Source organism: Nocardia ninae NBRC 108245, from assembly GCF_007990755.1.
Lineage (GTDB): Bacteria > Actinomycetota > Actinomycetes > Mycobacteriales > Mycobacteriaceae > Nocardia > Nocardia ninae.
Genome location: NZ_BJXA01000110.1, coordinates 1 through 21,289, shown reverse-complemented (window position 1 = coordinate 21,289; position 21,289 = coordinate 1). Strand labels below are relative to the sequence as shown.

Sequence of the window (21,289 nt, the reverse complement as noted above, 5' to 3'; positions counted from 1 at the left end):
GCACCAGCGCCGGTGCCGCCGCCAGGCTGCCCGTCGCGCGGGCCACGAATCTGACTCGCACGCTGAAGGATTGGGCCTCGCAGGGCATTCAGATCGTCGGCCTCGACGCAGGCGGCGACACCACCCTCGACGACTTCGACGGCCGCGAACCCACCGTCATCGTGGTCGGTTCGGAGGGCAAGGGCCTGTCCCGTCTGGTGCGCGAGAACTGCGACTCGATCCTCGGCATCCCGATGGCGGGCCCGGTCGAATCCCTCAACGCCTCGGTCGCCGCGGGCGTCGTCCTCGCTGAGATCGCCCGGCAGCGCCGGGTCTGATTCGCCGCGGGAACGGGCGACGCCCGGTCCCACTCCGCTCGAAATCCGCAGTCGGGCCGATCGGTCGCGTCATGGACGTCGGCCGGTCGACGCGAAGTCGGGCCACGGCATTGGGCGGCAAATGGACTCCACCCCCGTAGAATTCGGCGTGTGGTCATACCCAATCAGCCCATCGGGAGTCCGGTCGAGCACCCGAACGCGACGGCGGTGCTGTGGCTCGGCGTCGCGAGTGTGCTCTGCTGTGGCGTGCTCGGGCCGGTGGCATGGGCGATGGGCAAACGCGCGCTGGATCAGATCGAGGAATCCAACGGCGCCTACGGTGGCCGCGTTCAGGTGGTGGTCGGGTACATCCTCGGCATCATCGGCACCATCTTCATGATCATCTTCGCGCTGCTCTATCTGATGATCCTGCTCGGCGGCAATGCCTAGGCCCTGTGTCTAATCGAGGCTCGGCCGTTCGCCCTTGTCGTCCCAGGCCGGCCACTCCTCGCTGACGCTGCCGGTCCACTGGGGTTGCCTGCGTTCCTTGAACGCCGCCATCGCCTCGCCGCCGTCGATGCTCTTGCCGACGTGCTCGTTCAGGTCGGACTCCAACTGCCCGACCATGGTCGGGCTCATGCCGAGCCCCTCCCACAGCAGCCGCTTGGACATCGCCACCGGCAGCGGCGCGGACCCGTTGGCGATGTCGTGCGCGACGGCCAGCGCCATCGGCAGTACCTCGCCGCCGGGCAGGCAGCCGTTGGCCAGGCCCATGGCCTTGGCCTCGTCACCGTCGAAGGTGCGGCCGGTGAGCATGATGTCGGCGGCGTTGGCCATGCCGACCAGCCGGGGCAGCGTCCAGTGCGAGTAGCCGTCGGCGAGCACGCCGCGCCGAATCTGATTGAGTCCGTAGACCGCGTCGCGCGCCATGTACCGCAGGTCGCACTGCAGTGCGAGGGCGAGCCCGATGCCCACCGCGTGCCCGTTCACCGCGGCGATCACCGGCTTGCGCACCCGCCACGGCGCGGGCTCGATGGTGGCGCTGACATCGCCGACCCGGCTCGATAGATCCGCGCCCGCGCAGAACGCGGGCGGTGTGCCGGTGATGACGACGGCGCGGATGGCGTCTTCCACATCGCAGCGGCGCAGCGCGGCACCCAGTTCGGCGGCCATCGTCGGGGTGAAGGCGTTCTGCTGAGCGGGCCGATTGAGCGTGAGCACGGCGATGCCCGCGGAGACATCGACGTGCAGTTCCGAACTCATGCCAGCGATGTTAGTCGAGCCTGGCCCGCGCCGACCCGGCCCGGAAAAACCTCACTCAGCCACGCAGTACTTTGCGGCCGATGGCGTACTTGTGCACCTCGGTCGGGCCGTCGTAGAGGCGGAAGGCGCGGATGTCGCGGAAGATCATCTCGACCACCGTCTCGTCGCTGATGCCGATGCCGCCGAGCACCTGCACGCACCGGTCGGCCACCTTGAACAGCTCCTCGGAGACGTAGGACTTCGCGATCGAGCTCTCGTGCCGCGCCTTCTCGCCCTGATCCATCAGCCAGCAGGCGTGCCAGATGGTGAGCCTGCACTGGTGCAGCGCGATCTCGTTGTCCGCCAACATGAACGACACGCCCTCGTGCTCGCCGATCGGCTTGCCGAACGCGGTGCGGGTGCGCGCGTGGTCCACCGCGATGCTCTGCGCGCGCTCGGCCGCACCGAGCCAGCGCATGCAGTGGGTGAGCCGGGCCGGGGCCAGGCGCAGCTGGGCGTAGCGCAACGCCTGACCGGCGTCGCCGAGCAGCGCGGACTGCGGCAGGGTGAGGTTGTCGAAGCGGACAACGCCGTGTCCGGCAACGTAATTGCGGTCCATGGTGTTCATGGTGCGTTCGATGACGATGCCCGGCTGATCGCCGTCGGTGAGGAACAGCGTCGGCCCCGCGGGCAGGTGCGGGTTCTCCGCGAGGCGCGCCATGATGATCCACGTCTTGGCGCCGTTGGCCCCGGTGATCAGCCACTTGCGGCCGTTGACGGTGAAGTTCTCGCCGTCGAAGGTGGCGGTGGTGGCCAGCTGCGCCGGGTCCGAGCCCGCGCCGTCGGGTTCGGTCATGGCGAACACCGAGCGGTGCTGTCCGGCGATCATCGGCGCGAGGTGGTGCTCGATCTGTTCCGGGTTCGCCACCTTGGACAGCAGGAACATATTGCCCTCGTCGGGCGCCGCGCAGTTCATCGCGATCGGCCCGAGGGTGGACCAGCCCGCCGCCTCGTAGATCACCGCCTGCTCGAGGTGCGAGAGCCCGCGCCCGCCGAGCGCTTCCGGCGCCTGCACGGTGAGCAGCTTCTCCTCGCGCGCCAACTCCACCAGTTCCTGCCGCAGCTCATCGGTCGGCCCGTGCGCGGTGAGCCGGGGATCCCGCTCGAACGGCACGATCTTGTCGATGACGAACCGGCGCACTCGATCGCGTTCGGCGGCGAGCTCGGCGGGTATCGAGAAGTCGATCATCGTTGGTCACCAATCGTTCGGGGGTGCTTGGGTCGAGCATACGAAACCCTGGTCGAGCGACTGAAGGCACCCGCCATCAATGGCATGGCAGCCGCTCGCCCGGTCCGTTATCCGAACGTTATGCACCCCGTGCCGAAGATGCGTAGAGATCTGCGGCCATGTTTCGACGCGCCACGCGCCACCCAGCTGAGATCCGCACCGACTCTCTGGACCTGCACTCCTTGGGGACCTCCGAGGCGGTGTGGATCCCGCGAGGCCGTTGTTTACAAACGGGGCGGATGCCGTTGGCAGCGCACGCTCAGCGAGCGCGGGCGGCCTGCCGACGGCGGGTACCCACTACCCGGCAGACGAGGTAGAGCAGGAACGAGATGGTGGTGACGAACGTCGACACCGGGACGCCGGGCGCCAGCGACAGCAGAATGCCGCCTACCGCGGCGATTTCGGCGAAGACCACGGCGAGCACGGTGGCCCGCACCGGATCCGCCGTCAGCTGTGCGGCCGCCGCGGCGGGCGTGATCAACAGGGCGAGCACGAGCAGCGCTCCGACGATCTGCACGCCGAAGGCGGCCGTGATGCCGAGCAGCACCGCGAACACGATCGAGAGGGCGCGCACCGGAACACCGCGCGCCACCGCCACTTCCGGGTCCGAGCTGGCGAACAGCAACGGCCGGTAGACGATCGCGAGCACGGCCAGCACGCCGACGGTGCAGGCGGCGAGCAGGGTGATGCCGCCGTTGCCCACGCTGACGACCTGCCCGGTCAGCAGCGAGAACTTCGATCCCGCCCGATCGGGGCCGAGCCACAGGAAGAGCACGGACAAACCGAGCCCGAACGACAGCACCACCGCGATCACCGAATCACGTTCGCGGGCACGGGTTCCCAGCAGGCCGAACAGCACCGCCGCGACCACCGACCCGGCGATGGCGCCGACGCCGACCCCGATGCCGGCAAGTAGCGCCGCGGCCGCACCGGTGAGCGACAGCTCGCTGGTGCCGTGCACAGCGAACGACATCTGCCTGCTGATGATCAGCGGGCCGATCACCCCGGACAGCAGCCCGAGCAGCGCGGCGGCGAGGACAGCCTGCTGCACGAAGTCGTAGGAGAGCAGGTTCGCGGTGGTACTGAAGTCGAACATCTTGCCGAGCACGCCGGACAGCTTGTCGATCACGAGCGGACCTCACGCGAATCCCGTTCGGCGCCGACGATTTCCGGCGCGTCGGCGCGGAAGCCGTCGGCACCGTGGCAGTGTGCCCCGGCGGTGCCGAGCGCATCCATCGTGTCGCCGGTCCCGACGACCACCAGCCTGCCGCGCACCCGCAGCACATCGACCTCGGTCTGGTACAGCTCCGACAGCACGGCCGAGGTCATCACCTCGTCCGGTGTGCCGATCCGGAACTTGCCGTCCACCAGGTACAGCACCCGATCCACCAGCGGCAGAATCGGATTGATCTCGTGCGTCACGAAAAGCACTGCGGTGTCGTGGGTTCGCCTGCGCTGGTCGATCAGATCGGCCACCAGACGCTGGTTGGCCAGATCCAGGCTGAGCAGCGGTTCGTCGCAGAGCAGTACCTTCGGATCGCCGACCAGCGCCTGCGCCACCCGCAGTCGCTGCTGCTCACCGCCGGACATGGTCTCCAGCGGCGCGTGCGCGAACCGCTGCGCGCCGACATCGGCGATGGCGGCCGCGACCGCGCGCTTGCGGTCGGCCCGCGCCCGGAGCCCGAGCCCCCAGCGGTGGCCGTCGTAGCCGAGGCCGACCAGGTCGACGCCGCGCAGCTGCACCCCGGCGTCGATCGTCTTCTGTTGCGGCACATAGCCGATGTCCGGGTTGCCGGTGCGGGCAGGCGCGCCCGCGATCTCGGCGGTGCCCGCGCTGAGCCCGAGCTGGCCGAGCAGCACCTTCAGCAGCGAGGTCTTGCCGGATCCGTTGGGTCCGAGGACCGCGACGAATTCGCCGGGCGCCACGTCGAGCGCAAGGTCCTGCCAGAGTGTGCGGTCGCCGAAGGACAGCCGGGCACCGTCGAGCCGGACCGCCGAGGCGCCGTTCGACAGTGCGTGCCGTTGCGTGGGTTCGGTCAGCGCGGCCCCCTTGGTCGGTCCGTTACCGCTCAACTCAATGCCGCGGTCAGTGCCTGAGCGTTCTTGGTCTGCCATTGCAGGTAATCGGTGCCTGCGGGCAGGGTTTCGGTCACCTCGATGATCGGCAGACCGTTCGACTGCGCGACCGAGCGCAGTTCCTTGGTGATCTTGTCCTGCGTCTGCACGTTGTAGACCAGTGCGCGAACCTGCTTGCCGGTCAACAGCTCCCGGGTCGCGGCGACCGCGGCGGGGGCGGGATCGGTCTCCTGCTCGATCGCCTCCTGGAACTCGTGCGGCGTCCGATCCGTCACGCCGGCGGCGAGCAGCAGGTAGTGCGCGAGCGGTTCGGTCTGCAGCACCGGCGTCTGCGGATGCTCGGCGGCGAACTTGGTAGCGATCGCGGTGATCCCGGCCAGACCGTTCTTGAAGGTGGTGGCGCGCTCGGTGAACGCGCTCGCGGCACCGGGGGCCAGCTCGCCGAGGCTGGTGGCGATCTGGTCGGCGACCGCGGCGACCGTGTTCAGGTCGTAGAAGACGTGCTCGTTCTCGTCGGCTTTGTTCGGCCGGGATTCGAACGCGTCGACGGTGCGCTTGTCGCGACCGGCCACGGCCTTCTCAGCGAACTCGTCGTAGCCGCCGCCGTTGTAGACGACCAGGTCGGCGTCGCGCAGCTTGGCGGACTCGACGGCGGAGGTCTCGTGCGAGTGCGGGTCGGCGGCGGGGTCGGTGATGATCGACTCGACCGAGGCGTCCGGCCCGGCGATGGTGGCGGCGATATTGCCCCAGACGTCGGTGGAGGCGATGACGGTCGGCTTACCCGAATCCTTCGCGTCGCTGCCGCAGGCGGTGAGCGCGAGTGCGGCGGTGACCCCTGCAGCGACGACGGCGAACCGTCTGGCGAGGCTTGTCTGCATGCTGGGGTACTCCTGTGACGCTCAACAGCTGGTGACGCACTCGAGCGGTGACACGACGCAGCTTAATGGAAATGGTTTCTGTTTCACTTTAGCAACCGCGCGCCGCCGACACGAGCCGGACCCGCCGACACGTCGATCGTCGGCGGGCCCGGCCCGGGAAAACGGGTGGAAAAGGCTCAGACGAGCGCCTCCACCGGCTGGCCGAGCAGCTGGGCGCAGCGCAGCAGGCCGAGGTGACTGTAGGCCTGCGGGTGGTTGCCCAGCGAGCGCTCGGCAACCGGGTCGTACTCCTCGCTGAGCAGTCCGGTCGGCCCGGCCACGTCGACCAGCTGGGCGAACAGCGCCTCGGCGTCCGAACGCTTGCCGATCAGCAGGTACGCCTCGACCAGCCAGGCCGCGCAGAGGTGGAAGCCACCCTCGCCGCCGGGCAGGCCGTCGTCGTGGTGGTACCGGTAGACCGTTGAGCCACTGCGCAATTCGGCCTCGGTCGCGACGACGGTCGCGGCGAAGCGCGGATCGGACGGATCGATCAGCCCGCTCAACCCGATGTGCAGGGTCGCCGCGTCCAGGTCGGTGCCGTCGTAGGCCGCGGTGAACGACTGGACCTCGTCGTTCCAGCCCTTGGACTTCACCTCGTCGGCGATGGTGTCGCGCAGCACCGTCCAGGCCGGGTCGACTTCACGCGCGAACTTCTGTGCCAGCGTGAGCGCCCGGTCGACGGTCAGCCAGCCCATCACCTTGGAGTACACGTGGTGGCGCGGGTTGCCGCGGATCTCCCAGATGCCGTGGTCGGGTTCCTGCCAGCGCCGCTGCACCGCGGAGACCATGGCGCGCACCAGTTCCCAGTCCGCGTCCGGCAGGGCCTGGGCCGGATCGGTGATGCCCTGCACCTCCCGCGCGTGCGACAGGCTCGCGATGAGATCGACGATCGGGCCGAACACGTCCAGCTGCACCTGCATGTTGGCCGCGTTGCCGACCCGGACCGGGCGCGAACCCGCGTAGCCGGGCAGCTGGTCGATCACGGCTTCCGGCGGCAGCGTCTCGCCGTACAGCGTGTACAGCGGGTGCAGGCGCTCGGGGCCGGGCAGCGTCTCCAGCACCCGGTGCACCCAGCCGAGGAAGTCCTCGGCCTCACCGAGCGAGCCGAGCGACACCAGCGCCTGCGCGGTCAGCGACGCGTCGCGCAACCAGCAGTACCGGTAGTCCCAGTTACGCACGCCGCCGATGTCCTCCGGCAGCGACGTGGTGGCCGCGGCCAGGATGGAACCGGACGGCGCGTGCACCAGCCCGCGCAGCGTCAGCGCCGAGCGCTTCATCAGATCCGGCTTCAGCGACGGCAGCTGCAACGTACCGGCCCACTGCGACCAGTAGCTCTCCGCCGCTCGTCGCCGCTCCAGCTCGTCGGTCTTGGCCGGCGTGAGATCGGAGGTGCCGCAACGCATCTCCAGCACGATCGGACCCTTCGACGGGTCCACCACGGCGCGCGCCGAGTCGTGCGTGCCGTCGCTGAGGATCTCCCAGGTCAGGCCGGGGGAGCGCAGCACCATCGGATCGTTGGTGCCCATCACTCGCAGCCCGTTCTCCGAGGCCTCGATGCTCACCGGCACCTGGCCGAATTCCGGGCGCGGTGCGAAGGTCACCACGGCCTTGGCGTCACCGGTGATCACTCGGGTCAGGTCGGTGCGGGTGGCGGCGACATCGTGGGGCAGGTAGTCCACCACTTGCAGCTTGGCCCAACGGGTTTCGACCGTCATGGTGCTGTCGATGTAGCGCTGCGAAAGCGGCAGGCCGGGCCGCTCCGGCTCGATGGTGAAGTGCCCGGCCTGCGGTCCGCCGAGCAGATGCGCGAACACCGCGGCCGAATCCGGTTCCGGATGACAGAACCAGGTGACCGTCGCGTCGGGGGTCAGCAGCGCCACCGAGCGCGGGCTGGCCAGCATGGTCAGCCGCTCGATCCGGGGCGCGCTCGCGCCGGCCAGCCAGGTGCGCCGCTCTTCGAGCAGGTAGGCCAGCGCGCAGGACACGTCCTCGGTGCTGTCGACCCGGTGCTTGGCCTGGCTCTCGCCGTCGCCGACCTTGATGCCGAGGTCCGGGCCCGACAGCACGCGGAAGGCCTTCTCGTCGGTCACGTCGTCGCCGAAGAACACCGCGGCCGAGGCGGCGGCCTGATGCCGGATGGTGTCGAGCGCGGTGCCCTTGTCGGTCTGCACCACGGCCAGTTCGATGACGGCCTTGCCCTCGGTCACCTGCACGCCGAACCAGCACGCCGGACCCTGCCGGACCTGCATCAAGGCCCGGTGCCCGATCTCCGGGCTGGCGTTGCGCACGTGCAGCGCGACGCTCGCCGGCTTGATCTCGACGGTGACGCCCGGGTTCTCCGCGGCGACCTGGGTCAGCGCGGTCTGCACCTCTTGCAGCAGTTGCTTGGCGTCGTTGTCGATGGCGTGCACGAAGCCGACGTCGAATTCCGAGCCGTGGCTACCGATCAGTTGCACCTCGACCGGAAGTCTCGACAACGCGGCGAGGTCACGCAGCGCGCGGCCGGAGATGACCGCGGCGGTAGTGCCGGTCAGCCCGGCGAGCGCGCGTAACGCGCTCACCGATTCTCGGTGCGGAAAGGCCTTCGCGGGGTCGGACACGATGGGCGCAAGCGTCCCGTCATAGTCCGATGCGACCAACAGTCTTGGCACTCGCGCGACCGTCGACAGTGCACGGCGAAGTTCCAGTGGCAGATCCTGTGCGCTCACGCATCCAACCTAGTGATCGGAGGAGTTTTTTCATGGGCGGGCAGAACAATACTGGGTTTAATTTGCCGCACCGACGCCCGCCGCTGTGCGTGCGCTGTATCCGATTTTCCGCGACTTCGACCCGGCGTGGGTGCCGGGCGCCCGAACTCGGGTCCGAGCGGCCGGGAGAGGTCGGTTCGACGCGTGCGCTGCGATCATGCCGAAGCGCTACGGGTCCCCGGTGGTGCCCGCAAAACCCGCGCTACCCACCCTTGCCGAGCAGACCGGGCGGGCGCGAATTCGATGCGCCCGCCCGGCTCTCGGCGTGAATGTGATTTTCCGCACGAATGCGGCGCGCGGCCCCGATTTGCCGGGAATGCGCTGGCTGTCCCAGTGCTAGCTGCGGTCGCCGAGCAGCAGGTCGACGGTCAGCTCGAGGCGCTCGGTCACGTCGGTCGCGGAGGCGCGCCGGGTCAGCCAGGCGACCAGGTTCGACAGCCACACATCGCTTATCACCCTCGCGATGGCCAGCTGCCGCTCGGTGGGTTCGCCGTCGTTCATGGCGCGGGCGAAGACCCGATCCATCACCTTGCCGACCCGATCGACCTCGGCGGCCGCGGACGCGTCGGCGAACATGAACGCACGCGTCATCGCCTCGGTGAGCAACGGGTCGCGCTGCATCATCCGGGTGATCTGGGTGAGCAGCAGGTGCATGCGCTCCTGCGGCGACTGTCCGGCAAGCGGCTTGCGCTTGCCCTCGATCTGCTCGAATTCGCGGGACAGCGCCGACACCAAAAGGTGCACCTTCGAGGGGAAATACCGATACAGCGTCCCGACTGCGACATCGGCGCGTTCGGCCACGGCGCGCATCTGCACCGCGTCGTATCCGCCCTTCGAGGCCAGCGCCAGCGTCGCGTCCAGGATGCGCTTACGCCGTTCCCGCTGCGCGGCCGAACTCAGCTCGTCCTCGCTGAGTGTCGTGACCGTCGCGGTAGCCGGCGCTGTATTGGATTGGCGGCGCTCGCGGGCCGCTCCGTGGTCACGCTCCGCTACCGCCTCCGCGGCCGTCGCTCGTGCCGCCGCGTTCGAGTCGGCCGGCTGCGATCGGGAGGGACTGGCCATTGGTGAGAGTCCTTTCCGGAAACGTCGTTCGTGGATCTGGCCCGAGTATCGGCTCGGCGGTCGTCTCTTGACTTCCGCACAGCTAGGATATTAGAACATGTTCTAGGTGTGGGAGTCACGCCGGGAAGGCGGTACGGAGTGTGACCATCGCCACCACTGACGAGCATAAAGCCGTCCAGGAGTCGATGCGCGGATGGGCCGGTTCGGTGCGTCCAATTGCAACAATGCGAACCGATCCGAGCACCTTCTGGCGCGCATACTGGCCGGGCCTTGCCGATCTCGGCATTTTCCGGGTCGCCGTCGCCGAGGATTCCGGCGGCGCGGGTGGTTCGGTGGCCGATCTCGCCGTGCTGGTCGAGCAGGCCGCGCACGATCTGGTCGGCGGGCCCGTGCTGGCAACAGCATTGGCCAATTTGATCACCGCTGGGCGGCTCGACGAGCAGTTGCCGTGCGGGGTTGCGCTCGACTTCGTTGTCGGCGCGGAGGTCAGCGTACCCGCCGCAGCCGATGAGTTGTTGCTCACGGGTTCCTGGGATTCGGTGCTCGGCGCGGCGCCGGAAACCGCCGTCCTGCTGCCGATTTCCACGCCGGACGGGCAGCGCTGGGCGCTGCTGCCACCGGACGCCGAAGGGCTTCGGGTGGAACCGCTTTCGCCGCTCGACCTGAGCACGCCGCTGGCCCGGGTGCACTGCGCCGACGTGCGGGTACCGGCCGATCAGGTGTTCGTATCACCGCACGCGGTGCAGGATCTGCTCGTGGTCCTCGCGGCCGCCGAACTGGCCGGCCTGGCCGGCTGGTGCCTGACGACCGCGGTCGAATACGCGAAGGTCCGTCAGCAATTCGGGCGCAAGATCGGCTCGTTCCAGGCCGTCAAGCACATCTGCGCCTGGATGCTCTGCCGGACCGAGCTGATCCGGGCCGTCGCCGCCGACGCCGCGGCCGCCGTGGACGAGGGCGGCGCGGAGCTGCCCATCGCCGCCGCTATCGCCGCGGCCACCGCGCTGGACGCCGCGGTCGATACCGCGAAGGACTGCATCCAGGTGCTCGGCGGCATCGGCTTCACCTGGGAGCACGACGCGCATCTGTACCTGCGCCGGGCGGTGGCGTTGCGCCAGTTGCTCGGTGGGGCGGCGCGCTGGCGGGCCAGGGTGACCGAGCTGACCCGCGCGGGTCAGCGGCGCACCACCGGCGCCGATCGGGTCTTCGCGGCCGAAGGCGTTGCGGCAGTGGACGGCGACAGTGCCGGCGAGTTGGCGGCAGAGGTGGCTCGGATCGCCGCGCTGCCCGCCGACCAGCAGCGCGACGCCATGGTCGAGGCGGGTCTGGTCATGCCGCACTGGCCGCGCCCGTACGGTCGCGGCGCGGATCCGATGACGGGCCTGTTGATCTCGGAAGAACTGCGGCGGGCCGGGCTCGCCGCGCCTGATTTGGCGATCGGCGGCTGGGCCGTCCCCACGCTATTGCAGCACGGCACCCCGGAGCAGATCGAGCGCTTCGCTTGGCCGACACTGCGCGGCGAGGTGGTCTGGTGCCAGCTGTTCAGCGAGCCGGAGGCCGGATCGGATCTGGCCGCGTTGCGCACCACCGCCAAGAAGGTGGACGGCGGCTGGGTACTGCGCGGGCAGAAGGTGTGGACCTCGCTCGGTGATCGGGCGAACTGGGGGATCTGCCTGGCCCGCACTGATCCTGACGCGCCGAAGCATCGCGGCATCAGCTACTTCCTCGTCGATATGGCCAGCGCGGGACTGCAAGTGCGTCCACTGGTGCAGATCACCGGCGAGGCGCGGTTCAGCGAGGTGTTCCTCGATGACGTCTTCGTCCCGGACGATCACGTGGTCGGCGCGCTGAACAACGGCTGGAAGATCGCCCGTTCGACGCTGTCGACCGAGCGAGTGGCGATGGGCGGCAACGGGATCGGACCGGTGCTCGAAGAGCTGATCGCGAAGTCGCCCGCCACCGGGCCTGGCGCGGAACTGGTGAACGACCGGCTCGGCGGATTCGTCGCCGAGGCGATCGGGGGCCTGCTGCTGGAGCAGCGCGCCGCCGTCAAGATGCTGGCGGGCGCCGATCCCGGCGCGCAGAGCAGCGTGCGCAAACTGGTCGGCGTCCGGCATCGCCAGGCGGTCGCGGAATTCGCCGCGGAGACGGCAGGTCCCGCCGGTGCGCAGGACTCCGAGGTGGTAAAAGAATTCCTGCTCACACGCTGTTTATCGATCGCCGGTGGTACCGAACAGATCCTGCTGACCGTGGCCGGTGAGCGAATTCTGGGCCTACCCCGCGACACGGACAGCTAGCGACGAGTCGACTGGGAGTAACTGTGGATTTCACCAGAGACGAAGGCCAGGACGCGGTGGCCGAGGTCGTCGTGAGTTTATTGGAGCGGGAACCGGCCCGTGATTACGCGTTGTGGCCGAGCCTGGTCGAGAGCGGCCTGCTCTCGGTCGCGCTGCCGGAGCGTTTCGGCGGCGACGGCATGGGCCTGCCCGAGGTATCGGTGCTGCTGACCGAGCTGGCGATGGACGCGGTGGCGGTGCCCGCCCTGCCCACGCTCGGCTTCGGCCTGCTGCCGCTGTTGTCGCTGCTGCCGGACAGTCTCGCCGAGCGGGTGTACCCGGAGGTGGCCAAGGGCGCGGTGCTCACCGCGGCGCTCAGCGAGCCGGCCGCCCCGTTCGCGGTCAAGCCGGAGACGGCCGCCGTCGTCGACGGCGACTCGGTGCGGGTCACCGGCCACAAGGTCGCCGTGCCCTACGGGGAGGAGGCCCGCTGGCTGCTGATCCCGACGAATTCCGGTATCGCGCTGATCGATTCGGACGCCAAGGGGCTGATCCGGGTGCCGTCCCCGGTCTCCGGCGGCATCCCCGAGTGCACCGTGCGGCTGGACCGGGTATTGATTCCGGCCGAGCAGCTGCTGCCCGGCGGGCTCGCGGACCTGCACCGACTAGCCCTCGCGTCGATCGGCGCCGTCGCGGACGGACTGCTGAAGGGCGCACTCGTGCTCACCGCCGAACACCTGCGTACCCGGCGCCAATTCGGCAGGCCGCTGGCCGAATTCCAGGCCGTCGCCCAGCAGATCGCCGACCTGTACGTCGTCTCGCGCACCCTGCACGTGGCCGCGGTTTCGGCGAATTGGGCGCTGGCACAAGACGATTCCAGCCCGCAGCATCAGGCCCGGATCGACGACGATCTCGACGTCCTCGCCTACAGCGTGGCCGCCGACCTCCCCGCCGCCATGCAGAAGTGTCACCACCTGCACGGCGGTCTCGGCGTGGACATCACCCACCCGATGCACCGCTATTACTCACAGGCCAAGGACATCGCTCGCTGGCTCGGCGGCGCATCGTTCCGACTCGATCGATTGGGGGCCAGATGTTCATCGACCTGACCACCGAGCAACGCCGGCTGCGCGACGAATTACGTTCGTACTTCGCAAATCTCGTGACGCCCGAAGAGGAAGCCGCGATGGCGGTGAACCGGCACGGCGACGCCTACCGCGACGTGGTGCGCCGGATGGGCCGCGACGGCTGGCTCGGCGTCGGCTGGCCCAAGCAGTACGGCGGGCAGGGTTTCGGGCCCGTCGAACAGCAGATCTTCTTCAACGAGGCGGTGCGGGCGGATGTGCCGCTGCCGCTGGTCACCCTGCTGACGGTCGGCCCGACGCTGCAACAGTTCGGCACCGACGCGCAGAAGAAGAAGTTTCTCCCCGGAATCCTCTCCGGCGACATCCATTTCGCCATCGGCTACTCCGAGCCCGAGGCGGGCACCGACCTCGCGTCGCTGCGTACCTCGGCCGTGCGGGACGACTCCGGTGACTGGGTTGTCAACGGGCAGAAGATCTTCACCACCGGCGCACACGAAGCCGACTTCGTCTGGCTGGCCTGCCGCACCGGTTCGGTCGAGTCGCGCCATCGGGGTATCACCATCCTGATCGTGGACACCACCGATCCCGGCTACTCCTGGACGCCGATCATCACCTGCGACGGTGCGCATCACACCAACGCGACCTACTTCGACGACGTGCGGGTGCCCGCGGACATGCTGGTCGGCGAGGAAAACGCGGGCTGGCGACTGATCACCACCCAGCTCAATCATGAGCGGGTCAGCCTCGGTCCGTCCGGCAAGATCGAGCAGCTCTACGACCGGGTGCGCGACTGGGCGCAGCCGCGCGGTGTGCTCGGCGAGACCGATGTGCGGCGCTCGCTCGGCCGCATCCACGCCATGGTCCGGTTGAACGAGTTGTTGAACTGGCAGGTGGCCGCCACCGTGGACGGCGACCAGGCCGGGGTGATCGCCGACGCGTCGGCCACCAAGGTGTTCTCCACCGAATCGTTGCAGGAGGCGGGCAGATTGGCGGAGGAGATCGTCGGCCGCTACGGCGATCCCGCCGAACCCGGCACCGCGGAGCTGCTCACCTGGCTGGACCGGCGGACCAAGCAGAACCTGGTGGTGACCTTCGGCGGCGGCGTCAACGAGGTGATGCGCGAGCTGGTCGCCACGGCCGGGCTGAAGCTGCCGCGAGTACCCCGATAGCCCCCAGACATTGCTAGTCGAGAAGGAGCCGCGCGTGCCGGAAACCATGAGTCCGGAGGCGATCGTCGCCGAGGCCGAACAGATCAAGGCGGCCGGTGATTGCGCGCCCCGCTTCGGGCGGGACCCGGTGAACCAGCCGATGATCAACAACTGGGTCGAGGCGCTGGGCGACACCAATCCCATCTACGTCGACGAGGCGGCCGCCAAGGCTGCGGGGCACCCGGGCATCGTCGCCCCGCCCGCGATGGCCCAGGTGTGGACCATGTTCGGGCTCAACGGCTTCCGGCCGTCCGACGATCCGCTGGGCAAGGCCACCGAGCTCCTCGACGCGGCGGGGTACACCTCGGTGGTCGCCACCGATTGCCAGCAGACCTATCACCGGTATCTGAATGTCGGCGAGCAGGTGTCGGTGACCAGCAGGTTGTCCGAGATTCGCGGTCCGAAGCGGACGGCGCTGGGGGAGGGTTGGTTCGTCACCTTCCAGACCAGCTGGCACGTCGGCGACGAGTTGGTCGCCGAAATGCTGTTCCGGCTGCTGAAATTCGCGCCCGGTACCGGCGCCGCGCCGAAAGCGCCTGCCGGAGAACGGGTCAAGCCGCTGGTCTCCTGGGATACCGAATTCTTCTGGGAGGGAACGAAAGCGGGCGAGCTGCGCATCCAAAAGCTGCCCGATGGCTCCCTGCGCCATCCGCCGATCCCGGCCCTGTGGAAGGACAAGTCGGAGCAGACCGACTACGTCGTCTCCTCGGGACGCGGCACCGTATTCAGTTATGTCGTGCACCACGCGCCGAAAGTGCCGGGGCGGCAGCTGCCCTTCGTCGTCGCGCTGGTCGAATTGGAGGAAGGGGTGCGGATGCTCGGTGAACTACGTGGCATCGAACCCGCCGAGGTGCAGGTCGGGTTGCCCGTCCAGGTGGCGTTCGAGAAGCTCGATGACGAAGCGACGCTGCCGTTCTGGCAGGTGATCGCATGACGGCCACCGTCGAGCCGACCTCCGTGCAGGTCGGTGCCGTGCTGCCCGAGCTGGTGATCACCGCCGATCCGACCTTCGTGATCAGTACCGCCCTGGCTACCAGGGATTTTCAGGATGTGCACCACGACAGGGACAAGGCGGTAGCCCGCGGTTCCAAGGACATCTTCGTCAATATCCTCACCGACACCGGGCTGGTGCAGCGTTTCGTCACCGACTGGGCCGGGCCGCGCGCGGTGGTGAAGTCGATCGCGCTGCGCCTGGGGGTGCCGCTGTACGCCGGGGACACCCTGACATTGACCGGCACCGTGGCCGCCATCGACGGCGACGACATCCACATCGACGTGGTCGGCAAGGACAGCCTCGGCGACCACATCACGGCGAAAGCCGTTATCGCCTACCGGAGTTCGCATGAGTGAGCCAAGTATCTCGGGCCACGCGGCCATCGTGGGCATCGGCGCGACCGACTTCTCCAAGGATTCCGGCCGCAGCGAACTGCGCCTGGCCGCCGAGGCGGTCACCGCGGCGCTGGCCGACGCCGGTCTGACGCCGGCCGACGTCGACGGCCTGACCACCTTCACCATGGACACCAACACCCAGGCCGCCGTGGCCCGCGCCGTGGGCATTCCGCAGCTGAAGTTCTTCAGCCACATCGGTTACGGCGGCGGCGCGGCCTGCGCCACCATCCAGCAGGCGGCGATGGCGGTGGCCACCGGCGTCGCCGACGTGGTGGTCGCGTACCGCGCTTTCAACGAGCGCTCGGTGTCCCGATTCGGCCAGTTCTCCACAGCTTTGGCGTCCGCGCCCACCTCGTCGGGGATCGATGCGGGCTGGTCCTACCCGCAGGGTCTGGGTACGCCTGCCGCGCAGGTCGCCATGGTGGCCAGACGCTACATGCACGTATATGGCGCCACCAGTTCGGATTTCGGGCGAGTCGCGGTGGCCGACCGCAAGCACGCCGCAGTGAACCCGGACGCTTTCTTCTACGGCAAGCCGATCACCCTGGAGGATCACCAGAATTCGCGGTGGATCGCCGAACCGCTGCACCTGCTCGACTGCTGCCAGGAGTCCGACGGCGGTGTCGCCATCGTGGTCACCAGTGCCGAACGGGCGCGTGACCTACCGCAGCGTCCGGCGGTGATCACTGCCGCCGCACAGGGTTCCGGCGCCGACCAGTACGTGATGACCAGCTACTACCGCGACGCGATGTCCGGCCTGCCGGAGATGGGCCTGGTCGGCGACCAGCTCTGGGCGCAGAGTGGTTTGCGGCCGGACGATATGCAGGCCGCCATCCTCTACGACCACTTCACTCCGTTCGTCCTCATGCAGCTGGAGGAGCTCGGTTTCTGTGGCCGCGGCGAGGCCAAGGACTTCATCGCCGACGGCGCCATCGAGGTCGGTGGCAGGCTCCCGCTGAACACCCACGGCGGGCAGCTCGGCGAGGCGTACATCCACGGCATGAACGGCATCGCCGAGGCGGTCCGCCAGATTCGCGGCACCTCGGTGAACCCGGTGGCCGATCTGGCGAACATCGTGGTCACGGCGGGTACCGGCGTACCGACTTCGGGCCTGGTGCTCAGCGCCAACTGAATCGGTGGGCTAACGCGGCGGTGTGCCCGGCTGGTCGTGCGTCGAGCAGTGGATGCCACCGCCGCCCGCGGCGATCTCATCGATCGGCACCGCGACCACATCGCGGCCGGGCAGGTGGTCCCGCAGGATGCCCTGCGCGCGGTCATCGGCCTGCCGGTCGCCGAATTCCGGCAGGAACACCGCGCCGTTGGCGATATAGAAGTTCGCGTAGCTGGACACGAATGCGTCGCCATAGCCGGTGATTCGATCAGGGTCGGGCTGCGGCAGGTCGATCACCTCCAGCTTGCGGCCGCGGGCGTCGGTGGCCTCGGCGAGCACCTGGCGGGCCTGCTCGCTCGACCGCGACCACGAGTCGGCGGGCGATCCGGGAAACGCGGTGTCCAGCAAGACGACTCCGGGCGCGACATAGCGGGCCAGGCAGTCGATGTGGGCATCGGTGATGTCCTCGCCGCGCACGCCCGCGCACCAGATCACCTTCTCGATGCCGAGGGTCTGCCGCAGTTCGGTTTCGAGCTGGTCGCGGCTCTTGCCGGGATTGCGGTTGTCGTTGACGATCGAGCTCTCGGTGACCAGCAGGGTGCCCTGACCGTCGGTCTCCAGGGCGCCACCTTCGGCGACGAAGGGGGCCTGGTATCGGGGAATCCCGTAGCGCGACAGTAGTTTCCGGCCTAGTGGACCGTCATTGTCGTGCGATTGCTTGTTGCCCCAACCACTGAAGTTCAGGTCGACGCCGACGACCTTGCCGTTCTGCTCCACAAAAACGGGGATGGTGTCGCGGGCCCAAAGGTCATCCACCGCAAGCGAAATCACCTCGACACCGCTGCCGCATGCACGCTGCGCGGCGTCGCGCTGACTGTCCCGTGCGAGCAGCACCACCTGCTCGTACTCGGCGATCGCCTGGGCCAGCCCGGCGATGTCCTTGCGGACGTCGTCGAGGTACGGCCCCCAGACCGCCTCCTGCGCGGGCCACGCCATGTAGGTCCGCGCATGGCTCTCCCACTCGGCGCCGAACCGGCCGCCGGGTCCCGCTTGCTCGGGTGTGGACGGGTCGGCTGAGCCGCAGGCCGAGACGCCCGCGGCGAGCAGGCCGGCGAGGACGCTGAAGGCGGATCGGCGGGACATGTGGGTCTCCATCACGGGCTCCGGGAGTCGATAGGTCTGCAGAAGTTCCTGACTGAAATTTCAGTCAGGAATCCACGGTACCATTGACCGCATGTCTCGTCGTGATTCGATCCTGGAGTCGGCCGCCCGCGTGGTCGCCCAGCGCGGTGTCCGTGGTCTGCGGGTGGAGGAGCTGGCCGAGGCGGCCGGCGTGTCCACCTCGCTCATCTACTACCACTTCAAGGACCGAGCGGGCTTGCTCGAGCAGACCCTGGATTTCATCAGTACCCGGGCCGAGCGCTACACCGAAACCGACATCGACCCCGCCGTCGATCCGGTCGCCCATCTCGAGCAACTGCTGCTGCTCGAACTCCAGGACACCCCGCTGGTCATCGAGAACAGCATCGCGTGGGGCGAATTCTGCGCGTCCGCGATCTTCCAGCCGGAACTGCGCGAACAGCTTCGCGAGGCCACCGTCCGCTGGACCGACTACCTGGGTTGGCTCATCCGCAGTGCTCAGGAACAGGGCACCGTGCCCGCCGATATCGCTCCCGCCGATGCCGCCGAACGCCTCACCGCGCTGATCGAAGGCGTGAGCATGCGCTGGCTCAGCGGCACCCTCGAATTAGCGCGTGCCCGCGAATTAGTCAGCGGCGCAGTCGCTCTCGAACTCGGCACGGGAGCAACCGCATGACCACTCAACACCTGGTCGATGTGCACATCCTGCTCATCCGCGACGGCCGATTGTTGCTCAGCAAACGCCGCAGCGACGACGAGTTCGACGGCCGCTGGCACCTGCCCGCAGGCAAACTGGAGGCGGGCGAATCCGCCACCGCCGCCGCGGCCCGCGAGGCGAACGAGGAAACCGGCGTGCACATCGACCCCGCCGACCTCCGCCATATCCACACCGCCCACGTAGTCGGCTCCGGCCGCGACCCCCGCCTCGGCCTCTTCTTCGAAACCCACCACTGGACCGGCACCCCCACCAACCGCGAACCCGACAAGTGCCACGAACTCCGCTGGTTCCCCCTCGACGCTCTCCCCGCCGACATCATCCCCTACTCCGCCGCAGGTATCCGAGCCCACTTCACCGGCACCACCTACAGCGAACGAGGGTGGCCCGCGGCGATCATTCCGGATCGGCTCGGCCTGGACGAAGGGGCCGACCACATCGAGCTAGACCTGCCGAGGGCGGGTGACCACGCACCGGGCGCGAACCTCGATTGATGTTCCTCGGCTAGGGGCAGACGCCGCGCAAGAAAATTCCCAGCAGCGTGCTGAGCTGGCGAACGCTGTCGGGGGTGCCCGGCGCGAGATCGGCCCGGCTGCCCGCGAATCGGTCGAAGACCGCGCCTTCGATGAGGGCGACGAAGTCGGCGGCTGTGGTCGAGGGGTCGGCGCAGTTCATGGCGCGGAACAAGTCTCGGGCGCGTTCGGTGGAGAAAAGGCTGTGGGCCAGGCGGGCGTGCAGGTCGGGGTCCGACAGCAATTCGAGGATCAGGGTGTGCCGGGCGATCAGGTGACTGCGGCGTTCACTGAGTAGGCGATCGAGCCAGCTGGCGATTCCGCGCGCAGTGGCATCGGGATCCACCGGTCCGGTCGGCGCGAGTTGGGCGGCGATGAAGTCTGCGCGGGAGCGGGCTGTGATCCGGTCCACGATGGCCTCGATGAGGGCGCGTTTCGTGCGGAAGTAATACGAGGACGAACCTGCTGGTAGGCCGAGCGCGGCGTCGATGCCGCGATGGGTCAGCGCCCGAATGCCCTGGGTGGCAATCAGTTCGATGGCGGCATCGATGATGAGTGCGCGCCGGTCGGTTGTGGACATGCTCACCTTTCCTGGCTCGTCCCGATCGCGTCCTCTACAAATGTAGAGGACAAGGAGGTCTCATGGAAAGCGAACCGGCATCGAAGGTCGTCTTGGACGCGGAGCAGGTGCGGGCGATGGGGCGGTTGGGGGAGTTGGTGGATCGGCGGGGACGGCCGGTCAAGAGACGGCGAGGGATCTATCTGTGGGGCAGGCCGGGGCGAGGGAAGACGATGGTGATGGATCGGTTCTTCGCCGGGGTGGGGTCGGATCGTAAGCGGCGCTTTCACTTTCATCAGTTCTTTGCTCGGTTGCACGAAGCCGCGCATGCGACCGGTTCGATCGATGCGGCGGTCGCGGCGTTGCTCGGTGATGCTCGGCTGGTCTGCTTCGACGAATTCCATGTGCACGACATCGGCGACGCGATGCTGATCGTGCGAATGCTCGACGCATTGTTCGCGCGCCGGGTGACGCTGGTGGTGACGTCGAATTATCCACCGGAGCAGCTACTGCCGAATCCGCTGTTTCACGATAGGTTCCTGCCGACGATCGCCCGTATCGCCGCCAACCTGGAGGTCGTCTCGGTGGATGGTCCGGTGGACTATCGCACTCGGGCAGACCGAACAATCACCCGCAGTACGGGTTTCGCCGCGGGTGCGTACCGAATTGTTTCCGCAGAACTGCCGGACGACACCCCGCCGCTCCCGGTCGAACATCCGAACGGCGAAAAATTGACTGCCGACTCGGTATCGGTGCAAATCGGTACCCGTCGGCTGACCGCCTTATCCGCCGACGACACCACACTCGCCATCGAATTCGCCGCGCTCTGCGGCGCTTCCACCGCTGCCACCGACTATGTCGAGCTGTCCCAACGCTTCCGGCGCTGGATAATCTGCGGCGTCCCGCCGTTACGCGATGTGCCACCGGACTGGGCGATGCGTTTCGTCAACGTGGTCGATGTGCTCTACGACGCCGATCGCGAACTGACCGTGTGCGCCCGGGTCCCGTTGGCGGACTTGGTCGACGGCGTCCGTGGCGTCCCCGATATTGCGCGACTCGCCAGCCGTCTTTGTGAACTATCCCAATTGGTGCCGTGCCGCATCGGATAGTTGTGCAACAAGTCGGCGACCTGCACCGGAGCGGCACCGCACGCTGTTAAAGAGGATGTATTCCGAAGTATTCGATTCCCTCCCGAGCGGACCATCCGGCATGTAACTATGTGGCTGTTTTGTGCAGTACTCAGATTTGGTGGTAATCAGTGGCTGGGGCGCGAGCGCCGATATTGCGCGTGATCGTGCTGATCACGCTGCTCGCCGCTGCCGCGATCGCGTTACGCGGCTACCTGCCCGGCGTGACCGAATCCCGTGGGGACAGCCGCTCCGCGCCGTCGGCGCTGTCGGTGGCGCTGATGCCGGTGCTGCTCATGGTGTCCATGGTCATCCTGATCGCGGGCGTGATCGCCAGCCAGCACCGCCTCCCGCTGGCCATGCCCGAACCCGACCGCGACACCGACCGGCAGCAGTGGCGGCTCGGCCGCGTCGGCCTGCTGGTGCTGGCCGGGCTCGCGGTGCTCGCCCTGGTGCTCGCGGCCGCCTCTGCGGTGTTCTTCGTCGGCGTCGGACGCGAAAGCGCACCCCCACCATCGACCTTCAACAACTTCAACTTGCCG

General features: G+C 68.3%; 20 protein-coding genes and 1 pseudogene. 12 read left to right on the top strand and 9 right to left on the bottom strand.

The window, feature by feature from the left end; genetic code table 11:
- Window positions 1-317 (top strand): TrmH family RNA methyltransferase (locus NN4_RS40930; RefSeq protein ID WP_147142807.1); only part of this gene is annotated, 317 nt, incomplete at its 5' end.
- Between the two features lie 150 nt (window positions 318-467).
- On the top strand, window positions 468-746 hold the full coding sequence (locus NN4_RS40925; RefSeq protein WP_107653861.1) for a DUF4190 domain-containing protein: 279 nt from the start codon (window positions 468-470) through the stop codon (window positions 744-746).
- Between the two features lie 9 nt (window positions 747-755).
- Here NN4_RS40925 and NN4_RS40920 read toward each other — a convergent pair whose 3' ends face one another.
- The 7 genes from NN4_RS40920 to kstR all read right to left on the bottom strand — a co-directional run bounded on the left by NN4_RS40920 (window position 756) and on the right by kstR (window position 9,628).
- Window positions 756-1,559 carry an enoyl-CoA hydratase/isomerase family protein gene (locus NN4_RS40920; RefSeq protein WP_147142804.1) on the bottom strand — a complete coding sequence of 268 codons (804 nt, stop codon included), beginning with the start codon at window positions 1,557-1,559 and terminating at the stop codon, window positions 756-758.
- Window positions 1,560-1,614: 55 nt separating this feature from the next.
- Entirely contained in the window at window positions 1,615-2,787 is a 1,173-nt protein-coding gene (locus NN4_RS40915) for an acyl-CoA dehydrogenase family protein (protein WP_147142801.1), read from the bottom strand.
- Between the two features lie 298 nt (window positions 2,788-3,085).
- Window positions 3,086-3,922 (bottom strand): metal ABC transporter permease, encoded by an 837-nt coding sequence (locus NN4_RS40910; RefSeq protein ID WP_147142813.1) that lies wholly within the window; start codon window positions 3,920-3,922, stop codon window positions 3,086-3,088.
- A 29-nt stretch (window positions 3,923-3,951) separates the two neighbouring features.
- Window positions 3,952-4,866, bottom strand: a complete 915-nt coding sequence (locus NN4_RS40905; RefSeq protein WP_246181366.1) for a metal ABC transporter ATP-binding protein — start codon at window positions 4,864-4,866, stop codon at window positions 3,952-3,954.
- Window positions 4,867-4,895: 29 nt separating this feature from the next.
- A complete protein-coding gene (locus tag NN4_RS40900; protein ID WP_147142798.1) occupies window positions 4,896-5,780 on the bottom strand; it encodes a metal ABC transporter solute-binding protein, Zn/Mn family in 885 nt (294 codons plus the stop codon).
- Window positions 5,781-5,956: 176 nt separating this feature from the next.
- The gene (gene otsB, locus NN4_RS40895; RefSeq protein WP_147142795.1) at window positions 5,957-8,527 is read right to left on the bottom strand and encodes a trehalose-phosphatase; all 2,571 of its coding nucleotides are present in this window, start codon (window positions 8,525-8,527) and stop codon (window positions 5,957-5,959) included.
- Between the two features lie 375 nt (window positions 8,528-8,902).
- The gene (gene kstR / locus NN4_RS40890; RefSeq protein WP_147142792.1) at window positions 8,903-9,628 is read right to left on the bottom strand and encodes a cholesterol catabolism transcriptional regulator KstR; all 726 of its coding nucleotides are present in this window, start codon (window positions 9,626-9,628) and stop codon (window positions 8,903-8,905) included.
- Window positions 9,629-9,768: 140 nt separating this feature from the next.
- On the opposite strand from kstR, the gene NN4_RS40885 reads away from it, so the two are divergent.
- From NN4_RS40885 to NN4_RS40860, 6 genes are read left to right on the top strand one after another with little or no spacing between them, the layout of a single operon-like run.
- Complete coding sequence (locus NN4_RS40885) at window positions 9,769-11,922, top strand: acyl-CoA dehydrogenase family protein (protein ID WP_147142789.1); 2,154 nt, start codon at window positions 9,769-9,771, stop codon at window positions 11,920-11,922.
- 23 nt (window positions 11,923-11,945) lie between these two features.
- Window positions 11,946-13,010, top strand: coding sequence for an acyl-CoA dehydrogenase family protein (locus NN4_RS40880; protein WP_107653869.1), 1,065 nt, complete (start codon window positions 11,946-11,948; stop codon window positions 13,008-13,010).
- Window positions 12,995-14,155: an acyl-CoA dehydrogenase family protein gene (locus NN4_RS40875; RefSeq protein WP_147142786.1), complete on the top strand. Its 1,161-nt coding sequence runs from the start codon at window positions 12,995-12,997 to the stop codon at window positions 14,153-14,155. The genes NN4_RS40880 and NN4_RS40875 overlap by 16 nt, the downstream gene beginning before the upstream one ends.
- Window positions 14,156-14,201: 46 nt before the next feature.
- Window positions 14,202-15,128, top strand: coding sequence for a bifunctional MaoC family dehydratase N-terminal/OB-fold nucleic acid binding domain-containing protein (locus NN4_RS40870; protein ID WP_147142811.1), 927 nt, complete (start codon window positions 14,202-14,204; stop codon window positions 15,126-15,128).
- Entirely contained in the window at window positions 15,125-15,544 is a 420-nt protein-coding gene (locus NN4_RS40865; protein ID WP_147142783.1) for a MaoC family dehydratase, read from the top strand. The genes NN4_RS40870 and NN4_RS40865 overlap by 4 nt, the downstream gene beginning before the upstream one ends.
- The gene (locus tag NN4_RS40860) at window positions 15,537-16,715 is read left to right on the top strand and encodes a lipid-transfer protein (RefSeq protein WP_147142780.1); all 1,179 of its coding nucleotides are present in this window, start codon (window positions 15,537-15,539) and stop codon (window positions 16,713-16,715) included. Before NN4_RS40865 ends, NN4_RS40860 begins: the two co-directional genes overlap by 8 nt.
- 9 nt (window positions 16,716-16,724) lie before the next feature.
- On the opposite strand, the gene NN4_RS40855 is transcribed toward NN4_RS40860, so the two are convergent.
- Window positions 16,725-17,837 (bottom strand): agmatine deiminase family protein, encoded by a 1,113-nt coding sequence (locus tag NN4_RS40855; RefSeq protein WP_147142777.1) that lies wholly within the window; start codon window positions 17,835-17,837, stop codon window positions 16,725-16,727.
- Between the two features lie 91 nt (window positions 17,838-17,928).
- On the opposite strand from NN4_RS40855, the gene NN4_RS40850 reads away from it, so the two are divergent.
- Both NN4_RS40850 and NN4_RS40845 read left to right on the top strand, forming a co-directional pair.
- Window positions 17,929-18,510 carry a TetR/AcrR family transcriptional regulator gene (locus tag NN4_RS40850; RefSeq protein WP_147142774.1) on the top strand — a complete coding sequence of 194 codons (582 nt, stop codon included), beginning with the start codon at window positions 17,929-17,931 and terminating at the stop codon, window positions 18,508-18,510.
- Window positions 18,507-19,043 carry an NUDIX hydrolase gene (locus NN4_RS40845; protein ID WP_147142771.1) on the top strand — a complete coding sequence of 179 codons (537 nt, stop codon included), beginning with the start codon at window positions 18,507-18,509 and terminating at the stop codon, window positions 19,041-19,043. Before NN4_RS40850 ends, NN4_RS40845 begins: the two co-directional genes overlap by 4 nt.
- Window positions 19,044-19,053: 10 nt before the next feature.
- Here NN4_RS40845 and NN4_RS40840 read toward each other — a convergent pair whose 3' ends face one another.
- On the bottom strand, window positions 19,054-19,641 hold the full coding sequence (locus tag NN4_RS40840; protein ID WP_147142767.1) for a TetR/AcrR family transcriptional regulator: 588 nt from the start codon (window positions 19,639-19,641) through the stop codon (window positions 19,054-19,056).
- A gap of 62 nt (window positions 19,642-19,703) precedes the next feature.
- Here NN4_RS40840 and zapE point away from each other — a divergent pair, with 62 nt between their 5' ends.
- Window positions 19,704-20,729: a cell division protein ZapE gene (zapE, locus tag NN4_RS40835; RefSeq protein ID WP_147142764.1), complete on the top strand. Its 1,026-nt coding sequence runs from the start codon at window positions 19,704-19,706 to the stop codon at window positions 20,727-20,729.
- Between the two features lie 149 nt (window positions 20,730-20,878).
- Window positions 20,879-21,289 (top strand): annotated as a pseudogene (locus NN4_RS40830) (DUF4129 domain-containing protein); the annotation flags it as partial.